Here is a 3,848-nt window from a genome sequence, read left to right as displayed (position 1 = left end):
ACGACTTAGCGCCGATGATAGTGCGGGTTCCCGTGTGAAAGTAGGACATCGTCAGGCTTCTAACAGCCCAAAACGCCTCACCGTTCGGTGGGGCGTTTTGCTTTGTGCGACGCATTCTTCCCGTAAGCGCTCGGCCTTCACCCCCAATTTTCCTTCACCATTCAAGGGTTAGTACCCGATTGACAATTTATCTTCTCGCTCAAATACTTCAGGCTTCAAATATATAGGCATCGAGTGGTGCCATTGTGGCCCCGAGTCAAGAGAGCAATCATGAAAATCGTGTGCATTGGCGGTGGTCCTTCGGGTTTGTACTTCGCGTTGCTGATGAAAAAGCTAGGATCGCACCACGACATCACCGTGGTCGAGCGCAACAAGCCTTACGACACCTTTGGCTGGGGCGTAGTGTTTTCTGATAAAACGCTCGCCAACATGCGCCAGTGGGACAGTGAAACCGCTGCCGAGGTGGAGCAAGCTTTCAACCATTGGGATGACATAGAGCTGCACATCAAGAACCGTGTGATCCGCTCGGGCGGTCATGGTTTTGTCGGCATTGCCCGTAAAAAGTTACTCAACATCCTGCAAGACCGCTGTGAACAGGTAGGCGTCAAACTCATGTTCGAGCAAGACGTGAACTCGGATCTGGACTTTCCTGATGCCGATCTCATCATTGCCAGCGATGGTGTCAACTCTCGTGTGCGCAGCCGGACACCGGAAATTTTCAAACCCGACATCGTCACCCGTCCTAACCGCTTCATCTGGCTGGGCACCAACCGCCAATACGACGCCTTCACCTTTTTGTTCGAAAAGACCGAGCACGGCTGGTTTCAAGCGCACGTCTACAAATTCGACAACCAAACATCCACCTTCATCGTCGAGTGCCCCGAGCATGTCTGGCTGGCGCATGGCCTGGACAAGGCCGACCAGGACGCCTCGATTACCTTCTGTGAAAAGCTCTTTGCCAAAAACCTGCAAGGCGAAAAGCTGATGACCAACGCCCGCCACCTGCGTGGCTCGGCCTGGCTCAACTTTCAACGCGTCAAGTGCGCCAACTGGTCGCACTTCAACGGCAACAGCCATGTGGTGCTGATGGGCGACGCGGTGCACACGGCGCACTTTGCGATCGGCTCGGGCACCAAGCTCGCATTAGAAGACGCGATCGAGCTGGTGCGCCAGTTCAAGGCGCTGGGCGACACCGCCGACCGCATTCCTGAAGTGCTGAAACATTACCAAGCCGTGCGCGAAATTGACGTCATCCGATTGCAAAACGCGGCCTGGAACGCGATGGAATGGTTCGAGGTCTGTGGCGAGCGCTACTGTGACCAGCTCGAGCCCGAGCAGTTCATGTACTCCATGCTCACGCGCAGCCAGCGCATCAGCCACGAGAATTTGCGCTTGCGCGACAAGGCCTGGCTCGAAGGTTACGAGGCCTGGTTTGCAGGGCGCACAGCCATGCCGGGCATTCGCCCCCCCATGTTCACGCCTTACACCCTGCGCTCGGTCACGCTCAAGAACCGTGTGGTGGTGTCACCCATGGCGCAATACATGGCGGTGGACGGTCGTGCAGGCGATGACCACCTGGTGCACCTGGGCGCTCGCGCCATGGGCGGCGCAGGCTTGGTGATGGTCGAGATGACCGCACCAAGTGCCGATGGGCGCATCACGCACGGCTGCCCGGGTCTGTGGAATGACCAGCAGACCCACGACTTTGCCAAGATTGTGGACTGGGTGCACGCCAAGTCTGACGCGAAAATCGGCCTGCAGATTGGCCATGCCGGCCCCAAAGGATCGACCTGCCGCCCCTGGCAAGGGCCGGGCATGGACCAGCCTGTGCCCGCAGACGATGCAGAAGGCAACTGGTCGCTCATCGCGGCATCGGCCATCCCCTATTTGCCCCATGGCGATGTGCCCCGTGCCATGACGCGTGAGGACATGGACCGCGTGACCGCAGAATTCGTGGCTAGCACCCAACGCGCAGCACAAGCCGGGTTTGACTGGTTGGAACTGCACTGCGCCCACGGTTATTTGCTGTCGAGCTTCATCAGCCCGCTCACCAACCAACGCAACGACGAATACGGCGGCTCGCTCGAAAACCGCCTGCGTTACCCACTCGAAGTGTTTGCCGCCGTGCGTGCCGCATGGCCCAAAGACCTGCCCATGTCGGTGCGCATTTCGGCGCACGACTGGGTCGAAGGTGGCATCACGCCGACCGACGCGGTCGAGATTGCCCGCGCCTTCAAGGCCGCAGGCGCCGACATGATCGATTGCTCATCGGGCCAAGTCAGTGCGCAACAAAAGCCCACTTACGGCCGCATGTACCAAACCCCGTTTGCAGACCGCATCCGACAAGAAGCGGGCATCGCCACCATCGCAGTGGGGGCCATCTCTGAGGCCGACCACGTCAACAGCATCCTGGCCGCTGGTCGAGCCGACCTGTGCGCTGTGGCCCGCCCGCACCTGGCCAATCCAGCATGGACCTTGACCGAAGCCGCACGCATCGGCTTCAAAGACATCGCTTGGCCACGCGCTTACGTGTCGGGCAAGCCGCAACTCGAAGCCGGGTTTGCCCGCGAGCGCGCACAGCAATCGGCGACCAAAGGGGACTGAGATGCAAGGTCGCCATGCCCTCATCACAGGCGCGGGCGCGGGCATCGGTGCGGCCATCGCGCTGGCTCTCGCGCAAGCGGGTTGCCGCTTGACCCTGTGTGGCCGCTCGCACGACAAGCTGCAGGCGCAAGCCGAAGCCCTGCGTGCGCAAGTGCCCGATGTGGCGGTGTTGATTGCGACCATGGATGTGGGGGACGAACAGGCGGTGCAAGCGGCGGTGCAGCAAGCGCAGGCCCGTTTGGGCCCGGTGAACATCTTGGTCAACAACGCGGGCCAAGCGCACAGCGCGCCCTTTGCCAAGACCGATGCCGCCATGTGGCAGCAGATGCTGAACGTCAACCTCACAGGCACCTACCACTGCATTCAGGCGGTGCTGCCCGGCATGCTCGAGGCAGCGCAAGCAGGCACGCCCGGGCGCATCGTCAACATCGCCAGCACAGCGGGCCTCAAAGGCTATGCCTACGTGAGCGCCTATGTCGCGGCCAAGCACGGCGTGGTGGGCCTCACCAAGGCCTTGGCGCTGGAGTTGGCGCGCAAAGGCGTGACGGTGAACGCGATTTGCCCCGGCTACACCGAGACCGACATCGTGCGTGAGGCGGTGCAGAACATCGTGAGCAAAACGGGCAAGAGCGAGGCCGAAGCGCGCCAAGCGCTGGCCGCCAGCAACCCGCAGCAGCGCCTGGTGCAACCGCACGAAGTGGCGCAAAGCGTGTTGTGGCTGTGCGCGGCGGGCAGCGACGCGATCAACGGCCAGGCGATTGCCATCGACGGTGGAGAGCTGGCAGGATGAATGCGCGCCACACCGACATGGAGGTGCGCGCCCACGCCGACCACCACGCCTCGCTGCGCCTGTGGTTGCGCCTGCTCTCGGCCACCACCCGCATCGAAGACACCATCCGCCAACGCTTGCGCGAGCAGTTTGGCATCACGCTGCCGCGCTTTGACCTGATGGCCCAACTCGAAAGAGAAGCGCAAGGCCTGTCCATGGGTGAACTCTCGCGCCGCATGATGGTCACGGGTGGCAACGTCACCAGCATCGTGGACCAACTGGAAAAAGAACAACTCGTGCAGCGGCAACCCCAGCCCGGGGACCGACGTGCGTATGCGGTGCACCTGACGCCAGCGGGTCGCGAGGCTTTCGCCGCCATGGCCACTGCCCATGAAAGTTGGGTGGTCGAGTTGCTCTCGCCCCTGCCCGCGCAGCAGCAAGAGCAACTGCACCAATTGTTGGGCACCCTGAAAAC

General features: G+C 61.5%; 3 protein-coding genes. All 3 read left to right on the top strand.

The window, feature by feature from the left end; genetic code table 11:
- Window positions 1–270 precede the first annotated feature (270 nt).
- Window positions 271–2,604 carry a bifunctional salicylyl-CoA 5-hydroxylase/oxidoreductase gene (locus QZ190_RS08630; RefSeq protein WP_291915363.1) on the top strand — a complete coding sequence of 778 codons (2,334 nt, stop codon included), beginning with the start codon at window positions 271–273 and terminating at the stop codon, window positions 2,602–2,604.
- A 1-nt stretch (window position 2,605) separates the two neighbouring features.
- Window positions 2,606–3,394, top strand: coding sequence for an SDR family NAD(P)-dependent oxidoreductase (locus QZ190_RS08625; RefSeq protein ID WP_291915362.1), 789 nt, complete (start codon window positions 2,606–2,608; stop codon window positions 3,392–3,394).
- The coding region (locus tag QZ190_RS08620; RefSeq protein WP_291915361.1) for a MarR family winged helix-turn-helix transcriptional regulator at window positions 3,391–3,848 on the top strand (458 nt) is incomplete at its 3' end. The genes QZ190_RS08625 and QZ190_RS08620, both read left to right, overlap by 4 nt.

The sequence above is a fragment of the Limnohabitans sp. genome, assembly GCF_017848645.1.
GTDB lineage: Bacteria > Pseudomonadota > Gammaproteobacteria > Burkholderiales > Burkholderiaceae_C > Limnohabitans_A.
Note: the sequence above shows the minus strand (reverse complement) of the source record. Positions and strands in the feature narration are given on the sequence as shown.

Excerpts from the sequence above, each read along its gene's own strand:
- QZ190_RS08630 (WP_291915363.1), top strand. The coding sequence starts at position 271 with ATGAAAATCGTGTGCATTGGCGGTGGTCCTTCGGGTTTGTACTTCGCG.
- QZ190_RS08625 (WP_291915362.1), top strand. The coding sequence starts at position 2,606 with ATGCAAGGTCGCCATGCCCTCATCACAGGCGCGGGCGCGGGCATCGGT.